Genomic DNA, 26167 nt, shown 5'->3' on the forward strand with positions numbered 1-26167 from the left:
CGGTTAGCGGTTAATGGATTAAAAATAAGTACTTTTCGTAAAGAATATTACTTATGTATGTAAAAAAATGTAGGTATTTTTACTCAATATTGGGAAATACTACCCCATCTCTACGGGAAAGAGGGAACTACTCATGTTTGAGTAGCACTTAGCAAAAAGCGTATATACTGTTTTGGCTCCCGCTTGATTAGACGGACTTTATAAAGCGACAGTATTGTAAGTTACCTGTGTTCCCTCTCGTTTTGTTGAGGTCTAGGCGGTCCCGCTAAAACTAACCAATCTCATAAACGGTATTTTTATTACCTAAATGGACGTTAGCGTTAAAGTAACGTTTTCAGGTGATGCTCTAAATGCACTACGTAATCTTCGATAAGCCAGCCCAGTGTATAAGCCGCCGAGTTGGACGTAGTGAGTTGGACTGGGTGGGCTAGCGTCTCTGCCGAAAGGAATTCGACTACGTAGACAATCTGTGTATTCAGGCTTTGCCAAAGGGTTATTAAGTGCTCGATTGGTAAATCCTGATAATGATTGACAATAACTAATTGATTCTGACTATAGGACTGAATCGGATACGGTCCATCAGCGAACTGCGCATCCGTAAATCGTTTTAGGTTATTAATTGCTGAATCAATCAAATGGCCTAAAATTTCTTTCCGTGACCATTTTTCAGGCACCTTTTGTGCCAATTCCGTTACAGATCGCGTAGCCAGGCGCGCAGGAACCTCGGCAATATGAGTACGTAGTCGATGAAGGGCATCCATGGTTTAAACGTGTCTTTATGTAAAATGAAAAAGCGGCTTGAGGCCGCTTTAATTAAATCATACTTAGATACCTCGGGAACTGATCTTTCCAGACTGGCCAGTCGTGATTACCCCAGGGCGTTACGTCCAGTCGATGTCGGATACCTTTATTTCCCAAAATACCCGACATCTTGAAATTAGCGTCTTTACAGAAATCATATTCCGACGTACCCAGAACGATATTCATGTGATAGAATTCGTCATTCTGCGCATTGGGCATAAAATCGGGTGGATTATTAAAATATACGTTATCGTCATAATATCCACTCAGAAACGACCGGATGTTGAAAGCCGCGCCCATTGACAGCAAATGACCTACCTGCTCAGGATGTCGAAACGCGAAGTTCAGGGCATGGTACCCGCCAAACGAAGCGCCTGAAACGCCGATCTTTTTGACATTACACTCACGCTGAATGCCCGGTACTAGTTCCTCATGCAGAAAACGATCATACAATACGTGGTTCCAGATACGGGTTCCGGGATGTAGATGTTTGGCGTACCAACTGTCGCGGTCGATGCTGTCAATACAATATAATTTGATTTTACCCGTCTCGACAAACCAGCGGACGGTTTCGATCAGGCCGAAGTCTTTGTACTCGTAATAATGTCCCATTGAGGTCGGAAATAGCAATACCGGGTACCCCCAGTTGCCATAAACCAGCATCTCAATATCGCGACCGAGATGGTGCGAATACCATTTTCTATAATCTTCCTGCACAGTAGTGTTGGGTTGATGAGCACGTTGAAATTTCGGATGAAAATAGATGAAATAGCTGGGAACGGCAATGTCAATCGGCAGTTACTTATGAAAAATCCCTATTTTGCAACTTGATGACTACCGTACTTTTGACATTTCTTGCGCTTATGGCTGATCCTTTACTGGCCTCAATTCATGCTGAACCGCCTACCGTAACGGTCAGGCGGGATGACTCGTTATACTCGGTTCCCCTTAAACGTACTGTTCACCTGGATATCGTTTTCCCACCTGCTTATGACGAGTATCCTCAGAAACGTACCGGCGGGGAGCCGCTGCCGGTCCTGTATCTGAACGACGGTCAGGATTTACCCCGCCTGCGTATGACGGACGTATTGGATTCACTTTATCAGAAAAAAGCCATTCGTCCCTTCATACTGGTGGCTATTCACGCGGGCGACCGAATTCAGGAATATGGAACGGCTGCGCAGGCCGACTATATGCACCGGGGCAGCAAAGCTGGTTTGTATACCGACTTTGTTCTGACCGAACTATTGCCTTATATCAAAAAGCATTATCGGGTTAGTGGCGATCCGGCGAAGTCAGTTTTTGCCGGTTTCTCGCTTGGGGGCCTATCTGCGTTCGATCTTGTATTTCATCATCCAGACCGCTTTAGTAGGGCAGGCGTTTTTTCGGGCTCGTTCTGGTGGCGTAGCAAAAGTTCCGAAGAAGGTTACCGCGACGAAACGGATCGAATCATGCATGATCTGGTCCGTAAAGGCGTATACACCCCCAGTCTGAAATTCTGGTTTGAAACCGGCACCGACGACGAAACCAGTGACCGGAACAACAACGGCGTAATTGACTCGATTGACGATACGCTCGACCTGATCAGCGAACTGGTCAAAAAAGGCTACAACCGTGAGCGCGACATTCGCTACGTAGAGGTTCAGGGCGGCCAGCACAATCAGCAAACCTGGAGCCAAATCATGCCCGATTTTTTAAAGTGGGCGTTCCCCGAGTAAACTACCCACTCTGATTCGACACCCCACGCTAATCCCTTTATTTTCAAGGGGAGGGATTAGCGTGAGGTAACGTTATGCTCAGAAAAAATCACTGATTGCGGTTTTGATTTGGTTGGTTGATACGATAAACGGTTTTTTAGTGATCGTAATCGAAACAGGTGTTTGCTGCGTTGAGTCAGGACTCATCACCTGATACGTTCCTTCGACTGCACCAATACCAGTTTTTATCCGAAACGTTCCTGTGCTTGTATCGCCCAAAAACTGACCACCTTTTTCGGTAATGGCTGAACTGGCTTTAGTCGTAAACTGACTGGCCGTTCCGGGAAAATCAATTGTGAATGTGCTCATGGTTTCTCCAGAGTTTCGATGGTATAATGAATATGAAGCGTGGTAATGCTACGTTGAAAGTAACCGTTTGCTAAATCCATATTGGTTTACTACGTAATAAGACGCATCTTTTACTGAAGGTTTTCGGAAACCGACTAAAATTTTACGCTTCGAGAAGTTCGAAAAAACAGAGCGCTTCTATAGCAAATCTCACTACGTAATGAAGCAACTGATTCTAATCAAAATCATTGGTGTTTTAGCCATTTTCATGGCCTGTCGAAGTAGTGAACCAACGTATCGAAGTACGTCAAGTGCCCGCAAACTGGTATGGGCCGATGAGTTTGATAAAACGGGTTTGCCCGACTCGACCAGATGGAAATACGAAACAGGCGGCAACGGCTGGGGTAATAACGAACTCCAGTTTTATACTGCCCGACGTAGTGAAAATGCCCGCGTTGAAAATGGCAAATTGATTATTGAAGCTCGTAAAGAAGCGTTTCAGGGGCATAATTACACTTCTGCGCGACTCGTTACGCAGGGTAAACAGACTTGGAAATACGGACGTATCGAAGTGCTGGCCAGGCTACCCAAAGGCGTTGGTACGTGGCCCGCTATCTGGATGCTGGGCAACAACATTTCTACCGCCGACTGGCCTTTGTGTGGCGAAATCGACGTTATGGAACATGTTGGATATGACGAAGGCGTGATTCACGGCACCGTCCATACTGAAGCGTACAACCACGGTAAGCACACAGAAAAAGGCGATACATTACGCGTCAACAACGTAACGTCGGCTTTCCATCTCTATGCCATCGAATGGACCGCCAGTCAGATCGATTTTTTGGTCGATAACCAGAAATATTACAGCGTTAAGAAAGCCGATTTGGGTGAGAACGTAACGCAGTGGCCCTTCGATCAGCCGTTTTACTTACTTCTAAACGTAGCCGTGGGAGGAAACTGGGGCGGTAAGAAAGGTGTCGACGAACGCATCTGGCCCCAACGCATGGAAGTTGATTATGTACGGGTGTATCAGTAGGAGAGGAGGTGGCCGGAAAGAGGAATGAGGCATCCCCCTTTTATGGGATGTTGTGAGATAAGAGCGGTTAGTACTTTTGGTGACAAACAGCTTAGTTATGAATGAATTAGTGAAAAAAGGAAATTATGCTTTGTTTCTTGCTGATTTAGACGACGTTAAGGTGCTGTATAGCCAGGGAAAAATTAAAGCGTCTAATAACAATAAATTTGCAGAACTGCTTGGTGTATCACCAACGCCTGCCTCTTCACCTGGGTGGGCATGGGTTTTTGACGATCGTACCGATGTAATTGACTCACTTGGCAAAGCTGATCAGCGCCTGTTTCTTCGTCTGTTTAGGATCATAAGTTTAAGTAACAACTTAGCTGATTTATTACCAAACTTAAATCCTAATCGTGTTCAACTAGGCCTATCCGGTAATGGTAATGAAAACTGGTTAAGGTACTTATTTACAAATCTGCATACTTCACAGACTCTGCGTATACTAAAGCAGCTGATGCCTAATGTCTTGAAAATTAGGCCTGGACTAGTGCCTCGTCTCATTAATGACACCGGTTTTTACTATATAGATTCCACGTTAATCCAGATACAACGAAAGCAGCGATTAGTTCATCTTGCGAGAACGGACTTCAGTGTCCAGGAGTTAAAACAAGTCGCTCAGGACCAACAGCTCAGAGATGGTATATTCACCCTATTAGATTATCTGCCGGAGAAGTACATCAATTCACATGGCCAAAATTCAGTTAAGCTCGCTCGTTCGGTAGCAAGCTTAGGGACTAAATCGACTATTCCTTTCGAGTTTGTTTCGTTAAATTATCCAACGCGTGAAGACATAGCGAATCAGAGAAATGTATCGAATGTCCGACTTTATATGGCCTTTAGTAGCCCTACTGTATTAAGCTTGTCCGAAGGAGACGTATTATTTGTTACTCATTCGTTTCTTGAAACAATTGGGCTTCCAACTTATCCCGTTCTGTGTGACCAAAGTGTCTATTGCATTTCCCAATGGTTAGAGTTGAGGGGAGTAACTATTTTGTTTTCAGCTGGTGGGAATAAAAATTCACGCCAGAATTTGAAGACTATTTTTGGGTCAGGAGGCTGGCCAGGCATTGTTGTGGGAGGGGTGGATGCAAATGGGCAATTCGTGCAGAGTAATTATGGCCCACAGGTTACCTGTTATGCTCGCCCCAGCAGTAGTATGCCTGATTTTGATGAGTCATCTGGAGCAACATCATTTGTTGCTGGATTGGTGGTTCGGGCTCAGACTTATGCCAAAAAACGAGGCAGATTTTTAACCCCGGCTGAAGTCAGAAGCCTTCTTGGAAGTTGTGGGCCAATAAAATCCGTTGAAATGGCCGGTCCTATCTGTTTACCCGAGTGGGAAAACCTAGCCATTGCCATTAATACGCTCATACCATAGTGTTGTCTGGAATAGCAGGCAATCTATTCCGGCTACAGTTTTTTACTTACTCACCATTTATCCCTTAATTCATTATGCTACCGCAAACTAACACAACGCCGTTACGGGATGCCTTCGATTTCTTCACAAATTATCAGGGTAAGCCGAATCAGAATGAAAAATACCAGACTAAGCTGGCTGACCTTACCCGGGGCCCAGGCCGTTGGTCTGAATTTCAAAACTTTCTTCATTATTTCTTAGCCTATTATCGAGCCGAAAAAGGGGTTACTGCCTGTAGCCAGCTACCCGATGTGCTGAACTTGAGCGTTCAGAAAAAGGCTTTGCTACGCACACTTGACTATTTCGAACGAGGCAAATGCCTAAACATTAAAATTTGCTTTGGTCTGGATGAATGTATGATCCCTCAACTGATTGTTTCAGGATCATTTTATTATTCAAACAAAGCTTTATCCATAAGTTTAGTGGATAATCCGTACAAAAAGGAGGTCAGCGGTGGCAATGGGAGTAAAAAGAAAATAGGCCATTACGTATTGAATTTTGGAAGACAACTCTCACTAAAGGTGGCTCGTGACTTATTAAAACGCTTCGAAGCTGCTGTTACGTCTGGTTTAGACGCTTCTAATGCCGATCTACGTGGGTATAGTCTTGATATAAAGACATTTAAATTACTACTGACTGATTCTCAATATTTGGGTAAAGCCAAGGATATAGTGATTCGAATGGGGATGAATAACGACGGACTTGATGATTCTATACCCAGTCATTCAGGGCGTGTGCGTATTATGTTGCTCGAATTTGCTGATGCTAAGAACAGCGCGGGTAAATCGTTTTATATGTGCGCCGGGTCAGTTAAAGATGACTCCGACCCTACCGAGTGCCCTCCTCGACAACCGTGTAATGCTACAATTGACTAATAAAGAGTGTGTCTCTGTATGATATTTTAGACTGGCTCTGGTACGGCTTTATGATCGTGATCGTCTGGCCTATTCTCACTGGCCTAATTGTCTGGCGGCAGTTAGATCGCCGGGAACGGAGCCTCATTGCATTTTTGCTAAGTTTACTGACGGGAGAAATCATAGCAACTATTCTTCGATTTAGCATGATGCGTAATCACTTTATGCATTACGTAGCGACTCTAGCAGTACTGGGTCTTATTCTTTTTTTTTATGCCAACTCTGGCCGGAGTCGTTGGATCGTTACATCTATAGTAGTAGCTATAACTGTGTCAATACCCATTGAAGTGTTCGTCTGGACGGGCTTCAACCAGATTAATACGGTTACTGAAACATTAGCCTGGCTTCTATTGACAAGTCTGGCTTTTATCAATCTAAAGCATTTGTTGGATTCGTCGGCGGAAGTTTCGTTACGGAAAAATCCATTTGTGTATTATCATACTGGTTTTTTTATTCTCGGTTTCTTTAGAGCCGGAAAATCGTGTTTTGTGAGATATTTTATTGAGACCTCGCTTGATTTGTATTTCTTCATGGACACGCTCGTTGTCATTATGGGCGCGGTAGCCTATAGTTTATTTGCTCTGGGGATTCTATACAGGCAACGACTTTCGGTATCTTCTAACGCTGTGGTATGAATTTACGTTGTTGGATGCTATTCGGAATGCTTGCGGATTTGATCTGTAGTTCTGGTCTGGCCCAGCCTGTTCGAATCAGTCATGTTGAGCCAGTCAGGCGTCCATATGCCAGTGCTGTTTCCTTCTCCTATCGACAAGGAGATTCTGTAGTGCATCTGAGCTATTTTAATAATAACCTCATTATCTATCTGGCATCTGAAGACCACAATCCAGAATATAGATACAAAGTCAGTAGTCTTTTGCCGCAGTACGTGAATACGCGAGATACATTTGTTGTATTACCTAACTTGCCCAATGGGGAGCTGTTATTCGAAGTACAGAACATCCATCAAAGTAACTTTCCCCCCGCTCATCTGAAAATTATTGTTGAATCACCGCTCTGGTTACGCTGGTGGTTTTTGCCCATGATGTTCCTGTATGGGTTATTGTTTGTCAGTGCTTTTCTTTACCTCTTCTATCGCTACCGTCTTCGTCAGTTCATGCGTCTGCAACGGGTACGCGACCGTATCGCTCGTGATCTGCACGACGATATGGGTAGCTATCTTAGTAGCATCAGTATCATGAGTCAGACAGCCCGCCGATCGGCTATGAAAGACCCGGCTAAAACCCAGGCTACGCTCGAACGTATTGGCCAAACGGCCCGGCAGGTGATGGACTCGATGGGTGATATTGTCTGGAGTATCAACCCTACGCATGATTCGATGGAGCAGGTCGTTGCCCGCATGACGGACGTAGCATCGAGCCTGTTTGCCTGGAGCGCCGATCAGGCTGTACACGTAGCGTTGGATATGGACGTAGCGGCTGAGGTGCGCCAGCTAAGTTTATCGGCCGAAAACCGGCGTGACTTTTTTTTGATCTATAAAGAAGCCGTTACCAACGTAGCGAAATATGCAAAAGCTAGTCACGTACGCGTTTCACTACGTCGGGAAGGAGCAAATCTGGTGCTGGTGGTTCAGGATGACGGGCAGGGGTTTAATACGCAAAGTCCGGTGCGGCAGAATCCATCAGGCGGTAACGGACTACGGAATATGCAAACGCGGGCAGCCCTGCTCAACGGTACGTTAACCGTTGAGTCAACCATCGGGCAGGGAGCGAATGTTACGTTACGTTTCCCGGTGTAAATTCTGTGCCATACCATCCCCCAAATATGGGATAGCCGGTGGTCAGTCTTTGTGTGTACCTTTACAAAGAGCGAAAGAGCGCCCTAACGGAAGCTGAAAAACGCACGGTAATCGTTCACTCATTCACTCCGCTCCGGCGGTTCGATTTTGCTGTTCCCATGCCAATACGTGTTCTGATTTATGAAGACAATGCGCCCCTGCGTGAAGCGCTCAGTACGTTGGTCGATGATGCCGATGAGTGTACGGTGGTAGGTGCCTTTGGTGACTGTTTGCACGCAAACGGTCAGACGTATCAACTACAGCCCGATGTCGTACTGATGGATATTGATTTGCCCGGTCGGGATGGGATTCAGGCCGTAACGAGTCTGCATCGGGAGTTTCCGACGGTAGAGGTTATTATGTTGACCGTTTTCGATGACGACGATCGCGTATTTCGCGCGCTTTGTGCCGGTGCATCGGGGTATCTGCTCAAACAAACTTCTCCCGATCAGATCATTGAGGCTATTCAATCCGTTTATGCCGGGGGAGCGCCCATGTCGCCAAGCATTGCCCGTAAGGTAATTCAGACGTTTCCCTCCCGATCTACGCAGTCGGCTAATCTTGACCAGCTTACCAGTCGCGAAAGTCAGGTGTTACATTATCTGGCGCAGGGCATGAGCTACAAACTCGTAGCCGCCGAACTGGGTGTTGGAATCGAAACTGTCCGAACCCATATCAAACGGATTTACGAAAAATTGCAGGTCCATTCCGTGGTCGAAGCCGTGTCAAAATACCGAACGTAGCGTACCTTACGACATTGCCGAGAGCGTAGTGGTTTGTTGAGCGGAAGGTGTGCTACGTTCCGATTCCGGTAGAGTTGGGCAGTTCACCCGGATAACTGTGCCCGCTCCCGGATTCGATTCAATAGAAAGTATGGCGCCGATTTGATTGGCCCGCGCCTGGATGCTACGTAGTCCCAAACCACTGAAATCAGTGGTCTGGTCGAAACCCATGCCATCATCACGAATGCTGAACAACACCGTCGGGGGCGTCGCCTGTAGCATGAGCCAAACGTTTTGCGCCTGCGCGTGGCGTAAGCAGTTAATCAGGCATTCTTTGGCAATCATGTGTAATTCACGCCGTTGTTTCTGGCTAAGACCATGTACCGCGTCTGTTTCGGCCAGATCAATATGTAGTCGCGTGGGCGTATCCGCAAACAGATTATAAGCCGTTTCACGGATACGCAGCCCCACGTGCTGAAGCGAATCGCTGGACGAATTGAGGCTCCAGACAATTTCCCGCATACTTTCCATAATCTGCCGGGCCGTTTGGCCAATAGTGCTGAGTCGCTGTTTGGCTCGTTCATCCGATATGTAACGGGCCGTCGTCTGGCTTAAGATGCTAATGCTACTGAGTTGAGAGCCGATTTCGTCGTGCAGGTCGCGGGCAATTTCGTCGCGAAGGGTATTGAGCTTCACCTGCTTCTGTTCATTATGCTGCAACTGTTCGATCAACTGTGCCTGAATGCTTACTTTTTCCTGCCGGATTAGCTCATGGCGCTGAGCAATACCCAACGCAAACATCAGGATTTCCAGCACGTAACCCGTCGCAAAAATGGCGACTTCTGTATCATAGACCGTTGGTAAGTACCCAAAAAAACTACGATTAATGATGGAACCTAATCCGCTGATGAAAAAGAACAAAATACCCCAGAACAGGAATTTAGTGACAGCATCATAGAAACGCCAGAGCGTATAGAGAGTGAAAAAGCCGAATAATAGTAAACATACGTCAACCGCCCGATGTACCTGTTGCCAGACCGGTACGGTGAATTTATCGACAGTGATAAAAACATCGCCAAGGCCCAGCAGAATAAAGACGCTGATCATGGCTGCATACAGATGGTCAAGTTTGGGGGAGCGTGCTCGTAACTGGACGTATTCCCGTAGAAAGAGCCCATACGCGGCCAGCGACCAGAGCATAAACGTAAGCGAAAAGCGACTCACAAAACCCACCGAACGTAGCAGCGGCCATCCATCCATAACGTGCAGATAGTCGTCGTGTATGACGCTACGCAGAATAACCAGCAGCACAAAAAGAGCGTAGTAGAGCAGAACGCGTTCCCGCAAAATAATGTATTGGGTGCCTGTATACAGGAACATAATCAGCAGACAGCCCACGAAAATCATCCCTAACATTCGAACAGGCAGATGAGCGGCAAGCTGACGATCCAGAAATTGCTGGTAACCTGCCCGACTGAACAGGCGCGGATAAAGCAGGGCCGTGTTCGCAAACATTTTATTGCGGTAAACAGCTTGTAGATGAACGGTTTGTGCAGGAGGGAGCTGGAAGAGCACTCCGTTTCGGTGCTGAAAGCCAAATTCCGGGTACTGATCAAGCTGAAGCAGATGAGCCGGATAGAGCCATCCAGATCGGCCTAGTAGGGTACGTTTCAAGCCATTGATGCGATAAACGTCTATTTCGTCTACTTCCTGAAACAGAATGACATCAACTTCTGTATTCGTCGGATTAAGCAGCGTATACGTAGCAGAGGTAGGTGCATACTGAACACAAGTTGTTAATGGTAAGTCAGCGCGGCCGTTGTCGAACGGGTACGTAAATGTTTGCGCCAGACTCGAAAAGCCAGTAATCAGAAAAAGTAGCGAAAGAAGCCCTAAGCGAACACATCTATGGCGAGTCATCGTATCGAGTGGGTGTGAATGGTAGCTAAACGAGCAACCTGTAAGCTAGTCGATATTTTACGGAAAAATAGTAACAAAACCCGTGTTTGCCCGCTGGCTTTTAGCAAAAGGTAATTCGTTACGTTCTGCCAGTGAACGCAAATATCGTTTGGTGGATGCAGGCAGCATTGTAAGAATGCGACATGACTACGTCATCAGCCTGGCCAATTTGATTACAGAGTAGCCTTTTGCGTACTTTCTTCTTCCCGGAATGTCCCACTGGGGAACCATATATCCCCCTTTTATGGGATTTTACAGCGTGTGCCATCCTGCGAATTTTGAGGCAGTCATTTACATCTGGGACTAATCGCTAAAACACCATTTTCTCATGAACACAAGGTTAATCGCTATCCGCACCATTGCCTTTATGATGTTTATCATACTACTGACAGTGGGTTGTAAGAAAAAAGAAGAGGAGGTCGATCCTTACGCCTTTCTGAAAGGAACCTGGCAATACGCAAACGGTGCCGAATGTGTATTTGACGCCACGACGAAAACCGCAAAAGGTACCAAAGTTCCCACCAACAATACGATCCACAAATTTGTGGTGGGTGAAGAGTATTGGCGCAACGTAACCTCGACCGGAGCCGATGCCTGGAGCTATGAGCAGATCGTTCGGTTTCCGGATGGTAAGACGGTTGAATACCGCAAAAGCACGATGACCAGAAAAGATGCTAATACGTTGTCGATGGAGACCCCCGGCCTGAGCGATTCGGGGATGAAACGAGTACAATAGAGCCGCCTGACAGGCTATATACCTGTTTGGGGGATGGTTTCTCCGGTTTTGCCTGCTGGCCTTTGAATTAATAAATAGCTGTTCACATCGATTATGAAATCATTAGTTATCCTTCTGACGGTCTGCGCAATAGCCGTGCCGTCATCGGCTCAGGTGTTGCCCCACCGAATGCGTGTTGGTCTTTCAGTAGATCTGTTGGGCGCTACGTTGGGTATTGGTACTCAGGTGCATGGGTCACTACGTATCTCCGACGATTATCGGGCTTTCGATGACAAACATACGTACATCAATCTGGGCATTGGAGTAGGGGGCGGTTTTACGGGCGGTGCCGGCATGGTCGGTCAGACCGTACCGCATTACGTGACGTATGGTATAGGCCGGGGAAGGGCTATGGTTGAATTTGGGTATGCTGGCGTCTGGATGGAAAAGCAAACGATGGAAACGGTGATGACGTCGGGGGGTACTTTTCGGGATCGACAAACGAAATGGGTTTACGGTGCGGCACCCTTGATCGGTTATCGGTATACAGCCTATAGTGGCTTTCTGTTTCGTGCTAACCTAACGATGGTTCTGCCCGGCGTATCGGTCGGCTGGATTTTTTGAGGAATGTATTGATAGTGCTATTCACACTTTTTCTTACGCGTTATCCATGAAAACACAACTCACACTCCTTTTTTTATTGGTGGTCAACGTAACGATTTATGCACAAACACGCCCCAAAACACGTAGTGTTGCTGCGAAGCCCGTTCCCCAAAAATTAGCAGAACCGGCTGCCGAGCGTATAGCGGCACGAACACGTGCCAAACTTGATTCGATTCAGAAAGTACAGGCGTTGGCCAGAGAAATGGCCCGGCAATTATTTGTAGAGGATTCTTTGCAACGGGCCAGGCAACTGGCAACTCAACAAGCCGAAGCCAGATCCAAACCAGCACACAGCGTATCAACGAACCAGGCAATGGTTAGCCGCCCAACTGCCCGACCTGCTACAAGGAGCCCGTTGCAGGGTTCAGCGAGCCACGAGGTTGCCCGGCGAGGCATTTTGTTTGGAGTACGGGGAAGTTTGCTCCTGAACAAACCGACTATTTCGGCGGATGTTGATGATCCCGGTGAGCCATCGTACTATCTGGCTCCTGGCGCGGCACTGCTCGTTTCTATTCCGTTTGGCGATAGCCCGCTATCGCTTCAACTGGAGCCCGGTTATGCCGAGCGCGGGGGGCTATTTACGGCAAAGGGGCTTATGAACAATGGGGTAGATCGCTACGAAGATAAAACGACCTATAAACTGCAATCCCTGGAGCTGCCCGTGTTATTGCGGATAGAACCTATCGTTGGCCCTATAAACATAATTGTTACGGCGGGAGTAGACGTGCGCTATCTACTGGGTGGAACGTCTGCGTATAAGGGTGCTGAGTACAACATACGAACAGGAACACTGGTACGTTCGAAGGCAGACAGCGAGTCGATTCAGGTAGATAAATTAAATCGCCTGGATGTGGGCCTGGTAGGTGGTCTTGGGGTCGTATTGCCTACGTCTTTCGGGTACGTATTTATTGATGGTCGTTATCATCATGGGTTAATGAATCTGGCTAAAGAGCAGAAGTCGGCTTTTTATCAGCGCGGTTTAAGCGCGAATGTGGGTATACTTGTTTCGCTTCATCGATGATGGTCAAAAAAACATGCTGGTCTTCCCTATCACCCTTTTATGGGATTTTGAGAGAGTAAATAGCTACCGAGCTTTGAGTCAGCTAAATAACTAATCGGCGGAATAGACCGCTTCTATCCATGAAACCATTTTTCGTTCTTACGCTCGCACTGCTTCTGGGTAGTCAAATGCTTCAGGCACAAACTACGCGCAGATCAACAACAGCTACTGCCGCCCGGCGTATAGAGCCAACCACCGAACAGACAGCCGCCAGAGCACGGACCAGGCAGGATTCCATTCAGAAAGTGCAGGCGCTGGCCAGGGAAATGGCCCGGCAGATGATGGCCGAAGATTCGGTTCGGCGGGCCAGACTTGCCGGAGTCGAAGCCGCTAAAACCGCTGCCGAACAGCCAGTAGCAAAAAAGTCCACACAGCCCGAAACAACCCGACAGACGATTGCATCAGCAGAACCGGTTCGCACTCAGTCGGTATCAACGGCACCCAAAGGAGTAATCTCGATTGGCCCATCGGTCCAGTTTAACAGTGAATTGGAAACTACACTGATTGGAGGTTCTGTGGGCCTGGGCTATGCCGTTGGTCGAAAAGTAGGGGTTCTGGTAGCGGCTGACTACCATACCGGAAATCATACGGCTGTTTTTTCGACCATTGGCACAACCCTGACGGAAAGTTATACGACATCGTCCATTACGTTACGTCCTGAATTTCGATTTTATCCCAGACGCTCGTTCGAAGGGTTTTTTATTGGCTTGAACGGTACGTTGATGAGCTATAAGGCGGGTGGCTTTAAGAGCAATAAGCTGATCGTAAACAGCGAAACCGCTGGTGGTGGTGGGCTTGTGATGGGTGTAAACATAGCAACGCCGTCGCGACTGAATTTCGAGTTTGGAATTGCCGGAGCAATCATCACCGGGGCCAACGACGAAGTAATTGTCGGCTCGGGAGCACTACGTATCGGGTACGTTTTTTAAATAATTTACTCGGCGTATATACATAATCGTTAGTTTGATTTTCCATATAAATCAGTAAAATCATGAAACTACTACGTAACCACACCTTGCTTTTGATTAGTACGTTATTGTTGGGATTGACTGCCTGCAAAGGCCCACAGGGGGACCCTGGCCCCAAAGGCGACACGGGCGCAACGGGGCAAACCGGCGCGGCCGGACAGACCGGAGCCACTGGTGCGACCGGAACGGCCAATGTGATTTATAGTGATTGGATTAATGCTGATTGGAGCTTATATGATAGGCCTCAATTGAAACAGATGAAAATTATAGTACCTGCAATCAACTCAACATCTATAGCAAAGGATGCGGTATTGATGTATTGTAAGCAATTCGGGACAAGTTCTGTTTATCCTCTGCCTTCTTTCGGCCGCTGGGGTAACGTCTGGTATTCATTTGAGATCGCTAATTTCACTTTTAACGGACTGATTGTGGAAGTGAAGTCAACCGACGGACATGTGTTGGACGAATATGAGACGACTGCGTTACGGGGCAACAGGTTTCGCTACGTTATTATACCGGGTAGCATTAGGGCTGGCCGCAAAGCCGCTGTCGACTACAGCAATTACGAGGAAGTTAAAAAAGCCTACAACCTGCCTGATTGAGTACCCCCTGATCTGAACAGTTAATTTCATACCAACCATGACACTCCGTTTTCTTATAATTGTCGGCCTTATGGGGCTGACCCTAGCGAGCTGTAGCCGTTCGGTTACCTCTACCGGCAGCAGTGCTCCCGCACGAACTTATGCTATGCTACCCTTCGATGTGCAGATTGAGAAAAACCTGCAACTCAAAAAAACAACGGCTGATAGGCTACGTGTGCAGGAAGAGCGCGAAGCCTATCAGTACCAGAGTGGCGTGTTTCAGTACCTGATGGATCGAAAAAAAGATTTTGCCGTCAATTTTCAGGACATCGACGATACCAACACACTGCTCAAACGTAAAGGCATTACGTATCAGACACTACGTAGCATGACCAAAACCGAGATGTGTCAGGCGCTGGGCGTAGATGGGGTCATTAGCGGCCGGTTTCAGCGCAGAGAAAACCTCGATCGCACAGCCTCACGCGTGCTGGATCTGGTGAGTCGGCAAACGGAAAATTTTGCCCTGAGTCCTAAACAAGGCGAAGCCAACCTGAGCCTGACGCTCTACGATGTTGCCGAGAAACGCGTGGTCTGGACGTATCAGAACGACGACTGGAACAGCAGCTATCGTAGCCCCGAAGAAATGGCGCAGGGGCTGATGGCACGTGCCGCGAAGAAATTTCCGTATCGGCGATAGTAACCAAACAGATTCATTATGAAAACCCAATTGACTATACGGCACATCGTTTTCTCGCTGCTGGTATTGGCAGAATTGATGAGTGGTTGTAAAAAAGAATCGGCTCCACCCGTTACGCCCGCTACGTTAACGATTCGAAATGTGAGTCCGTCGAGCGGGCGGGGCGGAACGGTGCTGACGCTGACTGGCGAAAATTTCGACCCAGCTAACTTTTCAGCAACGGTCAATGGCAAAGCGGCAACCGTTGTGCGGGGGTCTGTTACAACGACAACTGCACAGGTTGAAGTACCAGCCAACTGCGGAACGGGTCCGGTTGACGTAATTACGGGGGGTAAAAGTGGGCGTGCTCCTAATGAATTCGAGTACCTTTTTAACCGGTTTACCGAAATGGTCTATTACATTCAGGATGGCCGGCTATGGAGTATGGATATTTTCCAGGGGCGAAAACGGGGTGCTATGGCTTCTTCGGTACTACGGTATGATAATGCCGAAATGCTCTTGCTGGGACGACCCGTAACAGGAACGGACTACCATCGGATGATTATTTTCGAGAATAACGGCACAGGGGGAGGGGGGTACAGCGATCTGCGCGATGGGGGGGGCATTGATGGCTTTGTGAGCGGAACGTATGGTTCTGGACGGACCGGTGGATGGCTGGGTGTTCAGTCGGCAACGGCCAGCAAAGTCCGGCCAGGATCACTATACTTTCTCTGGAACAAGCGCGATGTGTATGATGGCTCTTTTCTGGGCTTAAACGGCACTTTTTTGCAGTCCGACCAGCTACGTACGCGTTACGGCAACGATATGGCCTTTGTCTGTGAGGCTGGTGGGGTATTGTACGTGCTCCAGACTAATGGCACAGTGCTTTCCAATCGAATCACTACAGCTACGGGGGCTATTCAGCCTCAAAGTGCGGGTAATGTGTTGTCCGTAAACTTCGGAGGCTTTAAAGCGGTAACCGATCTCAATAACGCGTTACTTTTCATTGCCAACGATGGCCTCTTGTATCGTTACGCCCTTGCCGCGAATACGTTAACGAAACTCCCTCCAACACAGGGAAAATGGAACAATGTCAAGGCCATGACAGGTGTTGGCGATTATCTGATGGTTGTCGATGGCGAACAACTTTACCGGGTTGACCCTCAAACCGGAAGCTCCGAAGCGGTTGGCAGTGAACGGCTTCTGATACGTACCAACAATTTTGCCGGATATCATAACTAACGCCTTCACAGTATGAAAATTAATAAACTCCATTGGCTTGCTCTCCTGGTAATCGGGATTGGTACACAGGGCTGCAAAAAAATGAACGAAGAACTCTTCCCGCTGGCGGGTACCTGGAAACCGGCCGCCGAACGGACTACCCGCATCCAATACGTGTCGGGTGGGCAAACCTACGACAAGGCCTATACTAAAACCGTTACGCCTTCCACTACGTTGCTGGTTTTCGGGAAAGACGGTACGTTCACAGAAGGAAGCTCAAATGGAACCTACGCGCTTGAAACCATCAACGGCGAACAACGGGTAGCCTTAACGTCGGCATCGGGCAACAGCCAATCGTTTGCCTACGAATTGAATGGCAATGTGCTGAACATGAACCTGGTATCCGTCTACGAAAAAATGTCGGCCACTGATCGGCTGACTGTTGGGAAGGCTATGGGAGCGGGTTTGTCGTCAGCCGCCTTTCCGGGCCTTAGTTCGGCCACCAGCGTAAAAGACATTCGCGTTACGTTTAAATACACACGGCAATGAAACGAAAAATTGTTCTATTCACCGTATCCATACTATTGCTTAGGTTAACCGGGTGCAAAAAAAACGAAACGGCAGTAACGCCTGATGATCCACTTCCGCAATTTAGTAGGCAAACGGCCTCTAAGATCAATGAGATTAGTTATGAATCGGCGAAAGTAACTATCGCGGTTTCAGGCACAGGTACCAGTCCACTAAAAAGCTTCGGATTGGTTTATTTCGAAACAGAAACGCAGCCCAAAATTAGTGCCGGTAGTCGAGAAGAGTATACCGTTCCTGTAGGGAGTGTGAATCCAAAACATCACTCACGTTCGTAATGAATGGTCTGAAGCCAAACACTACGTACTATGTTCGTCCCTTTGCCACGAATGGCAATGGAACGGCCTATGGAGATGCGTTCGTGGTTACAACGAAACTGGTAACCTATAAGATAAAGGTCTATCTGGCCAAATAAGAGTTATAAAAATCACCACACTTAAACAACCAACTCCAATGGCAGCTTTATTGATCGACGACTTCAATACCGCAATGACCCGAACGACATTGGGAGTTCACACAGAGCAAACGCGGTATCAGTCTGTGAATCCACAGATGGCAAGAATGATACGTTTCGCCGTTACGGATGACCCGCATAATCAGCAGGGATCGGTGGAGGTACGTAACGGGCTTCTGATTGTCAGTGCTGGCTACGACAGTATGGACGGATTGACGTTACAGTATGGGGGAGGAATTGATCAACAAAATGGGCAACTCGCACTCAAACCGCTGCATCTTGATTTTACGAAATTTAAAAACCTGCTTATCTCCTTTAACGGAAGCACGCAAAATCTGAATATCAACGTAGTGATTTTCTCGAACAGCGGCCGAACCAGTTGGTCTGACAATACAGAATCTGTAGTCTGCAAAACGGAGGGCAATCGAAATCCAAAGCAACTGGTTGTTCCGACAGCTTCATTTGTCGATAATTTGGCTACCCATACTTCCTACAAGGCCAGCGACATTCATGTTATACACATCGGTATCCAGAATCTGGGCTTTATTGGCGGGCACGATTACGCGATTACAAAAATTGAGCTTCTCTAACGGTGTTCTATACTCTTAAGGAACCATGCCCACATCACGTGTCATTACCGCCATGCTGGTTATCGCTATGACTGCCTGCACACCCGATACGCCTGATGTATCAACCTCAGCCCCTGTCAATTGTGATGGAGCCGGTGGCGAAGTTATGCACTACGATACAGATGGAGCCGGGGTTTGGTTGCCGGGAGCCTTTACCCCAAATTCAGATTCTGTGAATGATACGTATGCGGCTAGAGCCAATTCAATCGAGCAGTTTTTCATCACGATTCGACAAGGCAACCGGGTTGTTTTTCAGTCGGCTGACTACACGAAGTCGTGGGATGGTAGCATTGCAGGAAAACCAGCTCCTGAAGCGAACTACGCAGTAAGCGTGGAGGGGCGTTTTACGCAGAGTCGGCCCTTTTCACTGCAAACCCACCTTAATTTGATACGTACCTGCCTAAATAAAGATGGAACGAGCTGTACATCAGGTGATCAGTTTACGGATCGAGGCTTCATTACAGGTAGCATCAGTGGCGATCCGCTTTTGAATTGTCCATGATACGTATCGGTCATCGACTCGGTTGTGTAAGTCGGTAAGAAATGACCGTTCGCTCAAAAGGCCGCCTGCTTGTGTTTGCTCTAATTGAGTTATGGCGACTAACTGATTGGTGCAAGGATGCACTATCATTTGTCAAATTAATTCACACGAAATCTGTACTATCATGTTCCAAACCTCCATTCCTCAACTCCTACGCACGCTGCTGCTGGCTTTTAGCATTACGTTGTTTTTTGTAGCCTGTAAATCTGGTGAGTCCGGTGAATCCGGTGAACCCGGCCCACAGGGTCAAGCCGGTCCGGCAGGCCCAACAGGTGCAACGGGCCCAGCAGGACCACAGGGACCGGCTGGGCAAAATGGAAATGCCAATGTGATTCAGATAAGTTACGGCGCAAAAAGCTGGGCCAATACGGTAGACGCGTCGGTTGAGTTAAACCTAACGGGCGTAAACGCTGATTTTGTTAGCAAGAGCGCTTATTTTACTTACGTCACTACGGGTACTCTGTGGTATTCTATTCCTGGAGGAGTAAGTTCTTATGGCGAATTCAGAACATACATATCGCCGGCTGCTACGTCTACGCTGTTTATTAAACGATTGACCACCGGAACAGTCTTAAGTGCCACGGCTGTTCGGGTAGTACTGATTCCAGCCAATGACCTCCGCAATGGCCGGAAGGCCGCCGTCGATTACACCAACTACGAAGAAGTAAAGCAATATTATAACCTGCCCAACTGACGTAGTAATCGCTTTACACTTGATTTCTCCATTGAGCCGTTGTCTGATCAGACAACGGCTTTCTTCGTAAGGTTTGGTTTTCACTTACCTATTGCTGAAAACGGGAATTGAAACAACGGTCAACGTAGCATCGTGTTACTTTCCACATTGGTTTTTTCGACTAACTCAGTACTACGTCCTTCCTCAAACCATGAAATTATCTCACTTTGCCTATAACAAACTGCTGGCTGTAGGTAGCTTCTTTGCCTGGTTTACGTTGCTCACGGTTGGCATCACAATCAACTCAGGAATCTATCTGGGCAGAATGACCAGAGACTGTGGATCACTGCAGGATTTTCTGATTGTCATGCTTGCTTACACGCCTACCAACGTAGCCCTCCTGGTCGTACTGGCTGGCTTGTCGGGTGGACTGACCAGCAACCTGGCCGCTGATAACTATTTTCGGTATATCGACCGCACAAAACTAGACCCTACCTCGCCCGATTTTCAGCGCTTACTTTACATGACCGAAAGCCCGATTGTGTCGGCACTGAGGGGATTTCTGGTGTATATGATTTTTATTGTTGGCGCTAATTTGTCGATTACTTCAGAGGGCGATACGGTAACCACTATTTTTAATATGGCACAGAAAATAGATGATAGGGCAGCCCCCGCTTTGTATTATCGGTTTTCGCTAACCATATCACTATTGGCGTTCCTGGTCGGTTTCGACCCGTCGAGACTCGGCAACTGGATTAACTCGGTGCCTGTTGTTGGTAGTAAACCGGGCGCGAGTATGCCAAAGTCTTAATGCCTGCTGCGCTGATTCTTTGTCTGCTAGGTAATTGACATGAGCAGTTTTTGTGTAGTTTGAGGAGCTAATCAACCTCAATACGACCATGAATCGGCTTCTACTCACTGTATTCGTTTGGATTTCGGCATTAACAACCTACGCCCAGCCCATATTCTCTGTTACGTTCCCATCTACGCAGTCAGCAAAACCGCTCGACGGACGTGTCTTGCTCATTCTGGCAAAGACGAATAAAGTTGAGCCACGTCAGCAGGTGAGCGATGCAGTAGAAACCGCTCAATTGTTTGGAATCGACGTTGATGGACTCAAACCAGGGCAGTCAGCTACGGTCGATGCCCGTGCGTTCGGTTATCCCAAGCGTAGTTTAAAAGACCTTGCACCCGGCGACTACTACGTTCAGGCCGTTCTGCATAAATACGAAACCTTTAAACGCAGCGACGGCCATACGGTGAAGCTACCGATGGATCGGGGAGAGGGACAGAAATGGCAGACTGCGCCGGGTAATTTGTTGAGTAAACCGCAGAAAATCACGCTACGTAGTGGTGCAAAGCAAACGTTTGCCGTTGTGATGGATCAGGTGAACCCACCGATTCCAGAGCCGAAAGACACGAAGTTTATCAAGCATATCAAAATTCAGAGCGAACGACTGACCAAATTCTGGGGACGGCCCATGTACCTCGGTGCCCACGTATTGATTCCCGCCGGATTTGATGAACACCCCGAAGCCCGTTACCCGCTATGCATTTATCATGGACACTTTCCCGACGATTTCGCTGGTTTCAGAGAAACACCTCCACCCGCCAACATGGATACGACCGATTACATTGAGCGGTTTCATATTCATGGGTATAAGAAAATCGTAGCCCAGGAAGCCTATGATTTCTACAAAAAATGGACAAGCAAAGATTTTCCCCGAATGCTGATCATCGAGATTCAGCATGCAAATCCGTATTACGATGATTCCTATGCGGTCAATTCTGAAAATCTGGGTCCCTACGGCGATGCCATTATGTACGAACTCCTGCCCGAAATTGAAAAGCGATTCCGCGGAATTGGGCAGGGTTGGGCGCGTTTTGCGTATGGTGGCTCAACAGGCGGTTGGGAGTCACTGGCTGTGCAGGTTTTTTATCCCGACGAGTTCAATGGTTGTTTTGCGGCATGTCCTGATCCCATTACGTTTGACGCCTACACCAATTTCAACCTGTACAAAGACAAAAATGCGTACTATGCCGAAGGACCGTTTCGCCGAACGCCCCGACCCGGCCAACGGAATTATCTCGGGCAGGTGAAATGCACGACCGAAGAATCGAACCATCGCGAATTGGCTTTAGGAACACACTCGCGCTCCGGCGATCAGTTCGATATTTGGGAAGCCGTGTATTCACCTGTCGGTAAAGATGGCTATCCAAAACGAATCTGGAATAAGCTTACCGGTGAGATTGACAGCACGGTTGCTACGTACTGGCGGGAACACTACGATCTGATGCACATTCTCCGGCGCGACTGGAAAACCCTCGGACCGAAGGTGACCGGCAAAATCCATATCTACTGTGGCGATATGGATAACTACTACCTCAACAATGCGGTCTATCTGATGGAAGATTTTCTGAAGAGTGTAAAGAATCCATCGGCTGGTAGCGAAGTGGCTTACGGTGACCGTGCCGAACATTGCTGGAACGGTGACCCAACGCAACCGAACTACATCAGCCGCCTGCGATACAACACGATGTACGTCGATAAAATCCTGAAACGTATTGAAGCGAATCATCCGCCGGGCGCTGATCTGAAAAGCTGGCGATATTGATTGGATGAATACGTAATTATTGTGACGCGGCCCGGCTGCGTTACAATAATTTATTATTTTGAACCCGTCAAAGCCACCTTCACGCCGAGTCCGATCAGAACGAAGCCGCAGGCTTTATTGATGGAAGAAGAAAGTTTGACACTACGTTTCAGTTTCGCCGAAATAGCCGACGCAAAACTGACCAGAATCAGACACCAGATACTTCCGGTAATGGTGAACGTAACGCCAAGTGTGAGAAATGACAAAAACGTATTGGTTGATGCCGGATTAATAAACTGCGGCAGAAAGGCCAGGAAAAACAAGGCCATTTTTGGATTCAGTATGTTCGTGATGACGCCATCCAGGTACACTTTTGACAAGCTGAGCGACTTTCGTTGAGTCGGATCGTCCGTTGCAAATGAGCGCCTGTTTCGCAACATTCTATAACCGATGTACAGTAAATAAGCTGCCCCTGCGTAGCGGATAATAGCAAAAAGCAGGTCTGATTTTGCTACAATAATGGAAAGACCGAGGGCGGCCATCGTCGTATGAATCAGAATACCTGTAGCGATCCCAAGTACCGACATGATGCCCGCTGTTTTACCCTGACTGATACTCCGGCTCAAAACGAAAATGGTATCGTTTCCAGGTGTTACGTTCAGCAAAATGGCTGATAAGACGTAGGTTTCAAAGTTGATAATGCCGGTCATTGAGATTGGGCGATTTCTCAGGTTGGTAGTCAAATATAAGCTGACTTTGAGCGATTAGCGTGGGTAATAACCCTATTCCGGTTAAATTGAAGGGTGTACACGATTATTTGGCAGTATTTTATTGAAATAAGGTCTTTTTGGTAACAAGCCCTCCAAATTGTAGTTGATGCAGTATGCAAGCCACAACCCTAACTTCGCCCCGAACGAAGGTAGATTCGTTCGAATCGCCTGACTTTTACTGCATTGACGATCTGTTGACGTCCGAACACAAGCTGGTTCGGTCGGCTGTGCGCAACTTTGTAAAACGTGAGATTACGCCCATTGTGGAAGACTGCGCCCAGCGCGGGGAATTTCCCATGCATCTTGTTCAGAAATTCGGGCAGATCGGGGTATTTGGGGCAACGATTCCGCCTGAATACGGTGGGGGAGGCCTTGACCAGATTTCCTATGGGTTGATGACGCAAGAAATCGAGCGGGGTGACTCGGGGATGCGTTCATGCGTATCCGTTCAGAGCTCGCTGGTGATGTACCCGATCTTTACATTTGGTACGGATAAGCAGCGAAAAAAATACCTGCCACGGCTGGCGAAAGGTGAACTGATCGGGTGCTTCGGATTAACGGAAGCTAACCACGGATCGGACCCAGGTAGCATGGAAACCAACTTTATCGAACGTAGCGATTACTACCTGCTGAACGGGTCGAAGCTCTGGATCACCAACGCACCCATTGCCGATATTGCCATTGTCTGGGCCAGAAACGATCAGGGAAAAATTCGAGGACTGATTGTTGAACGGGGCATGGACGGTTTCACAACGAATGAAATAAAAAACAAATGGTCACTGCGGGCCAGTAGCACGGGCGAACTGATTTTTCAGGATGTACAAGTACCGAAAGAAAACCTGCTTCCCGAAGCGTATGGACTAAAAAGCGCATTGAAATGTCTGGAACAGGCTCGCTATGGGATTTGTTGGGGTGCTCTGGGCGCGGCTATGGAATGCTACGAAGTGGCCCGGCGGTACGCGCTCGAACGGATTCAATTCAACAAACCGATTGCGAGCTTCCAGCTGATTCAGAAAAAACTGGCCGAAATGCTTACGGGTATTACGCAGGCGCAACTACTTTGCTGGCGACTCGGGATGCTCAAAAATGAAGACAAAGCGACCGTCGCACAGATTTCGCTGGCCAAACGTAACAATGTTGAGATGGCGCAGCGAGTTGCCTCGGATGCCCGTCAGATTCTTGGCGCTATGGGCATTTCTGGCGAATACCCGATCATGCGGCATCTCATGAACCTGGAATCGGTCAGTACGTACGAAGGTACACACGACATTCAACTCCTGATTCTGGGTGCTGAAATCACAGGCATTCCGGCGTTTAAATGATTGAATGATCGAGTTGTTGAATGAGTGAATTCGCTACACATTCTAGTTTTTATTCACTCATTCAACAACTCGATCATTCAATCATTGGATTTATACGTAACAAAATCGATGCCAATGCCGTTGGGATCGAGAATCGCGAAATGACGGTCGCCCCAGGGTTCATCCCGTAGATTGATGGCAATGGGGACGTCTAGTTGTTGTAGACGATCATGTTCTTCGTCAACATTTGGTAATTCGATTGTCAGGAAAAGGCCTTTTCCATCAAATTCAGGCTGGAAAAGCGGCTGCTGCGACGGGTGATTGGGTAACAAAAAAGCCAATTCTGCCTGCTGATTGGGCGTGTGCAGCAGGAGATAAAAATCGTTTTCGAACGTAACGCCGAAATTCAATACGTTGCAGTAAAAGGCTTTCGTTTCAGCCAGTTTAGTCGTGATAATTCCTGCGTTTAGTTTCATATCCGTAAAGGTTTGTTGAGGTAAATGAAAATCTTTAGCGTTCAGCAATTTCCTTTATCTGCTCCAGGAGCGTACCGGTAGTGTTTCTGGAATGATTATATCCTTCTTCTGTCGCAAAACCTTCCTGCGTCCAGGTGAACGTAGTGCGGTTGTCGTCCTGTCTGACTAAGGTATACGTGATAATCGAGTAGTTTTCGGGTTTGTCTTCAGCCCCCGAGAAGCCACTCCAGTAACTATAGCTTAGGCGTTCTTCTGGTACACTTTCCAGAATAATGCCTTTATCCCGATACGATTGATCCTGGTATTCTCCCTGAAAGATGATCTCACTGCCAACGAGCCAGTCTGTCACAGTTTCGGTTCCGTACAGATACTCCTTAATCAATTCGGGGTCAGTCATGACAGTCCAGACTTTTGATGGACTGGCATTGATGTCGATGGATTGAGAAACAATCAGGTCACGTCGCATACATGTTGGGTTAGTTGCGTTGCAAAGATTGTCTGGTTTACTGACAACGGTATGTCAGTAGGTAAATGACCACTACGTCTCGTTAACCATTGGATGAACGGCATAATGCGACTGGATTTCGTCGACCAGGGCATGCATCATCGTATGAAGTTGAGCGGGCTGTTCGATTGTGACCGCATTGCCATACATCAGCAGCCAGCGGGCTAAGCCTTCCAGATAAGGCGTCTGAAAACGCATACGTACCTGTTCGCCAAGATCATGTTCCTCCTGAAAACCATAGGCATATCGCTGTTCATGCATAAATCGGGTGACAGATTTTGGAAACAAAATGATGGCTTCAACCATTGGCATGTCGACGCCCATACGGTCAAGATATTCCTGCAGGGACAGCCGCTCCCGACGGGCAAAGCGCTCACCCGTATCGGTAAGGTGCCGAATACGATCGACCCGAAAGTCGCGGTAGTCCTGACGGGTATGACAGAAAGCAATCAGATGCCAGGCCATGCGATAATGATATAACCCAACAGGCTCTACCTCGCGTTGCGTTTCGGCATCGTTATACTGCGAATGATACTGAAGCTGGAGTACGTGGTTCTGGGCGATAGCGCGCTGAATGTGGGTCAATAGCTCCCCAGAATAAGGCTGCCGCCAGGTAGATTTCGCTACGTTGATGTGTGCATCGAGATCATCCAGGTGCTCCTGATCCGATCGCTTCATGACGGCTTTTATTTTGAACAAGGCCGACTCAAATTCAGTACGCACGGACTCATCGGCCCATTGTTCGATAAGTTTGCCACCCATCAGAAGTGCGCTGGCTTCGGCGCTGGTGAACATAACAGGCGGCAAATGATAATCCGTCAGAAAATAACCGATGCCGGCTTCGGCACCAATCGGTACGCCTGCTTCTTCCAGGGATCGGACATCACGATAAACGGTCCGCAGACTGATGCCGAAGCGATCAGCTAACTCCTGAGCCCGAACAACGCGTTTTGTTTGCAGATGAATCAGGATGGCAGTAAGGCGATCAAGACGATTCATAGGATGGGGTAGGTGTAAAGTCAGTTGC

Annotated in this window: 31 protein-coding genes; 23 read left to right on the plus strand and 8 right to left on the minus strand. The window is 47.8% G+C overall.

Translation table 11 applies throughout. The annotated features are described in order from the left end of the window. Positions 1-320: 320 nt before the first annotated feature. On the minus strand, positions 321-761 hold the full coding sequence (locus tag IC230_RS20780) for a DinB family protein (RefSeq protein ID WP_191040975.1): 441 nt from the start codon (positions 759-761) through the stop codon (positions 321-323). 52 nt (positions 762-813) lie between these two features. Then, the gene (locus IC230_RS20785; RefSeq protein ID WP_191040976.1) at positions 814-1518 is read right to left on the minus strand and encodes an esterase family protein; all 705 of its coding nucleotides are present in this window, start codon (positions 1516-1518) and stop codon (positions 814-816) included. Positions 1519-1664: 146 nt separating this feature from the next. On the opposite strand from IC230_RS20785, the gene IC230_RS20790 reads away from it, so the two are divergent. Continuing rightward, the gene (locus tag IC230_RS20790) at positions 1665-2519 is read left to right on the plus strand and encodes an alpha/beta hydrolase (protein WP_191040977.1); all 855 of its coding nucleotides are present in this window, start codon (positions 1665-1667) and stop codon (positions 2517-2519) included. 78 nt (positions 2520-2597) lie between these two features. Here the strand turns inward: IC230_RS20790 and IC230_RS20795 are convergent, their stop codons facing one another. Further along, the gene (locus IC230_RS20795) at positions 2598-2867 is read right to left on the minus strand and encodes a hypothetical protein (RefSeq protein ID WP_191040978.1); all 270 of its coding nucleotides are present in this window, start codon (positions 2865-2867) and stop codon (positions 2598-2600) included. A gap of 247 nt (positions 2868-3114) precedes the next feature. Here IC230_RS20795 and IC230_RS20800 point away from each other — a divergent pair, with 247 nt between their 5' ends. The 6 genes from IC230_RS20800 (at position 3115) to IC230_RS20825 (ending at position 8790) form a co-directional block, all read left to right on the plus strand. After that, entirely contained in the window at positions 3115-3882 is a 768-nt protein-coding gene (locus tag IC230_RS20800; RefSeq protein WP_394355502.1) for a glycoside hydrolase family 16 protein, read from the plus strand. A gap of 97 nt (positions 3883-3979) precedes the next feature. Continuing rightward, on the plus strand, positions 3980-5299 hold the full coding sequence (locus IC230_RS20805) for a S8/S53 family peptidase (RefSeq protein WP_191040980.1): 1320 nt from the start codon (positions 3980-3982) through the stop codon (positions 5297-5299). Between the two features lie 74 nt (positions 5300-5373). After that, entirely contained in the window at positions 5374-6213 is an 840-nt protein-coding gene (locus IC230_RS20810; protein WP_191040981.1) for a hypothetical protein, read from the plus strand. An 8-nt stretch (positions 6214-6221) separates the two neighbouring features. Beyond that, a complete protein-coding gene (locus IC230_RS20815) occupies positions 6222-6887 on the plus strand; it encodes a hypothetical protein (RefSeq protein WP_191040982.1) in 666 nt (221 codons plus the stop codon). Continuing rightward, positions 6884-8008, plus strand: a complete 1125-nt coding sequence (locus IC230_RS20820; RefSeq protein WP_223860748.1) for a sensor histidine kinase — start codon at positions 6884-6886, stop codon at positions 8006-8008. Before IC230_RS20815 ends, IC230_RS20820 begins: the two co-directional genes overlap by 4 nt. Positions 8009-8166: 158 nt before the next feature. Further along, the gene (locus IC230_RS20825) at positions 8167-8790 is read left to right on the plus strand and encodes a response regulator (RefSeq protein ID WP_191040983.1); all 624 of its coding nucleotides are present in this window, start codon (positions 8167-8169) and stop codon (positions 8788-8790) included. A 6-nt stretch (positions 8791-8796) separates the two neighbouring features. Here IC230_RS20825 and IC230_RS20830 read toward each other — a convergent pair whose 3' ends face one another. Further along, entirely contained in the window at positions 8797-10689 is a 1893-nt protein-coding gene (locus tag IC230_RS20830; protein WP_191040984.1) for a sensor histidine kinase, read from the minus strand. A 367-nt stretch (positions 10690-11056) separates the two neighbouring features. Between IC230_RS20830 and IC230_RS20835 the strand changes: the two genes are divergently transcribed. The 15 genes from IC230_RS20835 (at position 11057) to IC230_RS20905 (ending at position 22109) form a co-directional block, all read left to right on the plus strand. Continuing rightward, positions 11057-11464: a hypothetical protein gene (locus IC230_RS20835; RefSeq protein ID WP_191040985.1), complete on the plus strand. Its 408-nt coding sequence runs from the start codon at positions 11057-11059 to the stop codon at positions 11462-11464. Between the two features lie 93 nt (positions 11465-11557). Next, positions 11558-12067 (plus strand): hypothetical protein, encoded by a 510-nt coding sequence (locus tag IC230_RS20840; protein WP_191040986.1) that lies wholly within the window; start codon positions 11558-11560, stop codon positions 12065-12067. 46 nt (positions 12068-12113) lie between these two features. Further along, a complete protein-coding gene (locus tag IC230_RS20845) occupies positions 12114-13127 on the plus strand; it encodes a porin family protein (RefSeq protein WP_191040987.1) in 1014 nt (337 codons plus the stop codon). 119 nt (positions 13128-13246) lie between these two features. Then, a complete protein-coding gene (locus IC230_RS20850; RefSeq protein WP_191040988.1) occupies positions 13247-14095 on the plus strand; it encodes a DUF3575 domain-containing protein in 849 nt (282 codons plus the stop codon). Between the two features lie 62 nt (positions 14096-14157). Next, complete coding sequence (locus tag IC230_RS34510) at positions 14158-14736, plus strand: hypothetical protein (RefSeq protein WP_191040989.1); 579 nt, start codon at positions 14158-14160, stop codon at positions 14734-14736. 145 nt (positions 14737-14881) lie between these two features. Next, on the plus strand, positions 14882-15412 hold the full coding sequence (locus IC230_RS20860) for a hypothetical protein (protein WP_191040990.1): 531 nt from the start codon (positions 14882-14884) through the stop codon (positions 15410-15412). An 18-nt stretch (positions 15413-15430) separates the two neighbouring features. Then, positions 15431-16633, plus strand: a complete 1203-nt coding sequence (locus tag IC230_RS20865; RefSeq protein WP_191040991.1) for an IPT/TIG domain-containing protein — start codon at positions 15431-15433, stop codon at positions 16631-16633. A 12-nt stretch (positions 16634-16645) separates the two neighbouring features. Further along, positions 16646-17161: a hypothetical protein gene (locus tag IC230_RS20870; RefSeq protein ID WP_191040992.1), complete on the plus strand. Its 516-nt coding sequence runs from the start codon at positions 16646-16648 to the stop codon at positions 17159-17161. After that, complete coding sequence (locus IC230_RS20875) at positions 17158-17475, plus strand: hypothetical protein (RefSeq protein ID WP_191040993.1); 318 nt, start codon at positions 17158-17160, stop codon at positions 17473-17475. The genes IC230_RS20870 and IC230_RS20875 overlap by 4 nt, the downstream gene beginning before the upstream one ends. Next, positions 17475-17612: an NDNF family FN3 domain-containing protein gene (locus IC230_RS20880; RefSeq protein WP_191040994.1), complete on the plus strand. Its 138-nt coding sequence runs from the start codon at positions 17475-17477 to the stop codon at positions 17610-17612. The genes IC230_RS20875 and IC230_RS20880 overlap by 1 nt, the downstream gene beginning before the upstream one ends. 38 nt (positions 17613-17650) lie before the next feature. After that, positions 17651-18241: a hypothetical protein gene (locus IC230_RS20885; RefSeq protein WP_191040995.1), complete on the plus strand. Its 591-nt coding sequence runs from the start codon at positions 17651-17653 to the stop codon at positions 18239-18241. Positions 18242-18266: 25 nt separating this feature from the next. Beyond that, entirely contained in the window at positions 18267-18782 is a 516-nt protein-coding gene (locus IC230_RS20890) for a T9SS type B sorting domain-containing protein (protein ID WP_191040996.1), read from the plus strand. 163 nt (positions 18783-18945) lie between these two features. After that, positions 18946-19515, plus strand: a complete 570-nt coding sequence (locus tag IC230_RS34670; RefSeq protein ID WP_191040997.1) for a collagen-like triple helix repeat-containing protein — start codon at positions 18946-18948, stop codon at positions 19513-19515. A gap of 190 nt (positions 19516-19705) precedes the next feature. Continuing rightward, positions 19706-20305: a hypothetical protein gene (locus IC230_RS20900; RefSeq protein WP_191040998.1), complete on the plus strand. Its 600-nt coding sequence runs from the start codon at positions 19706-19708 to the stop codon at positions 20303-20305. A gap of 88 nt (positions 20306-20393) precedes the next feature. Further along, entirely contained in the window at positions 20394-22109 is a 1716-nt protein-coding gene (locus IC230_RS20905; RefSeq protein ID WP_191040999.1) for a hypothetical protein, read from the plus strand. A 53-nt stretch (positions 22110-22162) separates the two neighbouring features. Here IC230_RS20905 and IC230_RS20910 read toward each other — a convergent pair whose 3' ends face one another. After that, positions 22163-22798 carry a LysE family translocator gene (locus IC230_RS20910; protein ID WP_191041000.1) on the minus strand — a complete coding sequence of 212 codons (636 nt, stop codon included), beginning with the start codon at positions 22796-22798 and terminating at the stop codon, positions 22163-22165. 173 nt (positions 22799-22971) lie between these two features. Between IC230_RS20910 and IC230_RS20915 the strand changes: the two genes are divergently transcribed. Then, entirely contained in the window at positions 22972-24180 is a 1209-nt protein-coding gene (locus IC230_RS20915; protein WP_191041001.1) for an acyl-CoA dehydrogenase family protein, read from the plus strand. Positions 24181-24257: 77 nt separating this feature from the next. Here IC230_RS20915 and IC230_RS20920 read toward each other — a convergent pair whose 3' ends face one another. The 3 genes from IC230_RS20920 to IC230_RS20930 all read right to left on the minus strand — a co-directional run bounded on the left by IC230_RS20920 (position 24258) and on the right by IC230_RS20930 (position 26139). After that, complete coding sequence (locus IC230_RS20920; protein WP_191041002.1) at positions 24258-24635, minus strand: VOC family protein; 378 nt, start codon at positions 24633-24635, stop codon at positions 24258-24260. A gap of 34 nt (positions 24636-24669) precedes the next feature. Then, the gene (locus tag IC230_RS20925; RefSeq protein WP_191041003.1) at positions 24670-25101 is read right to left on the minus strand and encodes an SRPBCC family protein; all 432 of its coding nucleotides are present in this window, start codon (positions 25099-25101) and stop codon (positions 24670-24672) included. 72 nt (positions 25102-25173) lie between these two features. Beyond that, the gene (locus IC230_RS20930; protein ID WP_191041004.1) at positions 25174-26139 is read right to left on the minus strand and encodes a helix-turn-helix transcriptional regulator; all 966 of its coding nucleotides are present in this window, start codon (positions 26137-26139) and stop codon (positions 25174-25176) included. Between the last annotated feature and the right edge of the window lie 28 nt (positions 26140-26167).

Source organism: Spirosoma validum (genome assembly GCF_014699035.1).
In the GTDB taxonomy this organism is placed as follows: domain Bacteria; phylum Bacteroidota; class Bacteroidia; order Cytophagales; family Spirosomataceae; genus Spirosoma; species Spirosoma validum.

Excerpts from the sequence above, each read along its gene's own strand:
- IC230_RS20885 (WP_191040995.1), top strand. The coding sequence starts at position 17,651 with ATGGCAGCTTTATTGATCGACGACTTCAATACCGCAATGACCCGAACG.
- IC230_RS20840 (WP_191040986.1), top strand. The coding sequence starts at position 11,558 with ATGAAATCATTAGTTATCCTTCTGACGGTCTGCGCAATAGCCGTGCCG.
- IC230_RS20860 (WP_191040990.1), top strand. The coding sequence starts at position 14,882 with ATGCTACCCTTCGATGTGCAGATTGAGAAAAACCTGCAACTCAAAAAA.
- IC230_RS20920 (WP_191041002.1), bottom strand. The coding sequence starts at position 24,635 with ATGAAACTAAACGCAGGAATTATCACGACTAAACTGGCTGAAACGAAA.
- IC230_RS34670 (WP_191040997.1), top strand. The coding sequence starts at position 18,946 with ATGTTCCAAACCTCCATTCCTCAACTCCTACGCACGCTGCTGCTGGCT.
- IC230_RS20805 (WP_191040980.1), top strand. The coding sequence starts at position 3,980 with ATGAATGAATTAGTGAAAAAAGGAAATTATGCTTTGTTTCTTGCTGAT.
- IC230_RS20910 (WP_191041000.1), bottom strand. The coding sequence starts at position 22,798 with ATGACCGGCATTATCAACTTTGAAACCTACGTCTTATCAGCCATTTTG.
- IC230_RS20900 (WP_191040998.1), top strand. The coding sequence starts at position 19,706 with ATGAAATTATCTCACTTTGCCTATAACAAACTGCTGGCTGTAGGTAGC.
- IC230_RS20845 (WP_191040987.1), top strand. The coding sequence starts at position 12,114 with ATGAAAACACAACTCACACTCCTTTTTTTATTGGTGGTCAACGTAACG.
- IC230_RS20795 (WP_191040978.1), bottom strand. The coding sequence starts at position 2,867 with ATGAGCACATTCACAATTGATTTTCCCGGAACGGCCAGTCAGTTTACG.
- IC230_RS20780 (WP_191040975.1), bottom strand. The coding sequence starts at position 761 with ATGGATGCCCTTCATCGACTACGTACTCATATTGCCGAGGTTCCTGCG.
- IC230_RS20925 (WP_191041003.1), bottom strand. The coding sequence starts at position 25,101 with ATGCGACGTGACCTGATTGTTTCTCAATCCATCGACATCAATGCCAGT.
- IC230_RS20810 (WP_191040981.1), top strand. The coding sequence starts at position 5,374 with ATGCTACCGCAAACTAACACAACGCCGTTACGGGATGCCTTCGATTTC.
- IC230_RS20915 (WP_191041001.1), top strand. The coding sequence starts at position 22,972 with ATGCAAGCCACAACCCTAACTTCGCCCCGAACGAAGGTAGATTCGTTC.
- IC230_RS20830 (WP_191040984.1), bottom strand. The coding sequence starts at position 10,689 with ATGACTCGCCATAGATGTGTTCGCTTAGGGCTTCTTTCGCTACTTTTT.
- IC230_RS20850 (WP_191040988.1), top strand. The coding sequence starts at position 13,247 with ATGAAACCATTTTTCGTTCTTACGCTCGCACTGCTTCTGGGTAGTCAA.
- IC230_RS20800 (WP_394355502.1), top strand. The coding sequence starts at position 3,115 with ATGGCCTGTCGAAGTAGTGAACCAACGTATCGAAGTACGTCAAGTGCC.
- IC230_RS20820 (WP_223860748.1), top strand. The coding sequence starts at position 6,884 with ATGAATTTACGTTGTTGGATGCTATTCGGAATGCTTGCGGATTTGATC.
- IC230_RS20875 (WP_191040993.1), top strand. The coding sequence starts at position 17,158 with ATGAAACGAAAAATTGTTCTATTCACCGTATCCATACTATTGCTTAGG.
- IC230_RS20865 (WP_191040991.1), top strand. The coding sequence starts at position 15,431 with ATGAAAACCCAATTGACTATACGGCACATCGTTTTCTCGCTGCTGGTA.
- IC230_RS20825 (WP_191040983.1), top strand. The coding sequence starts at position 8,167 with ATGCCAATACGTGTTCTGATTTATGAAGACAATGCGCCCCTGCGTGAA.
- IC230_RS20930 (WP_191041004.1), bottom strand. The coding sequence starts at position 26,139 with ATGAATCGTCTTGATCGCCTTACTGCCATCCTGATTCATCTGCAAACA.
- IC230_RS20905 (WP_191040999.1), top strand. The coding sequence starts at position 20,394 with ATGAATCGGCTTCTACTCACTGTATTCGTTTGGATTTCGGCATTAACA.
- IC230_RS20835 (WP_191040985.1), top strand. The coding sequence starts at position 11,057 with ATGAACACAAGGTTAATCGCTATCCGCACCATTGCCTTTATGATGTTT.
- IC230_RS20870 (WP_191040992.1), top strand. The coding sequence starts at position 16,646 with ATGAAAATTAATAAACTCCATTGGCTTGCTCTCCTGGTAATCGGGATT.
- IC230_RS20890 (WP_191040996.1), top strand. The coding sequence starts at position 18,267 with ATGCCCACATCACGTGTCATTACCGCCATGCTGGTTATCGCTATGACT.
- IC230_RS34510 (WP_191040989.1), top strand. The coding sequence starts at position 14,158 with ATGAAACTACTACGTAACCACACCTTGCTTTTGATTAGTACGTTATTG.
- IC230_RS20790 (WP_191040977.1), top strand. The coding sequence starts at position 1,665 with ATGGCTGATCCTTTACTGGCCTCAATTCATGCTGAACCGCCTACCGTA.
- IC230_RS20880 (WP_191040994.1), top strand. The coding sequence starts at position 17,475 with ATGAATGGTCTGAAGCCAAACACTACGTACTATGTTCGTCCCTTTGCC.